The sequence below is a fragment of the Clostridium arbusti SL206 genome, assembly GCF_000246895.1.
GTDB lineage: Bacteria > Bacillota > Clostridia > Clostridiales > Clostridiaceae > Clostridium_I > Clostridium_I arbusti.
In genome coordinates, this window is the sequence record NZ_BAEV01000222.1 from 1 (window position 1) to 322 (window position 322).

Annotated in this window: 1 rRNA gene; it reads right to left on the bottom strand. The window is 50.3% G+C overall.

The features are described from left to right. A 23S ribosomal RNA gene (locus tag RH99_RS18800) occupies positions 1–322 on the bottom strand; the annotation flags it as partial.

Consider the following 322-nt stretch of genomic DNA (forward strand, 5'->3'; position numbering starts at 1 on the left):
CCAACCTGCATGTCTCAGAGCTTAGACGCACATCCAATAGTGCGCACATCTTATCCTACTGCGTCACCCCATTTCTCATAACGGAAAATGGCAGTATCGGAATATCAACCGATTATCCATCACCTACGCCTTTCGGCCTCGGCTTAGGTCCCGACTAACCCTGAGCGGACGAGCCTTCCTCAGGAAACCTTAGGTTTTCGACCACTAAGATTCTCACTTAGTTCTCGCTACTTATGCCAGCATACTCACTCCTGTACAGTCCACCGCTCCTTACGGTACGACTTCAACCTGAACAGGAAGCTTCCTCTACCGCTCTTTCGAG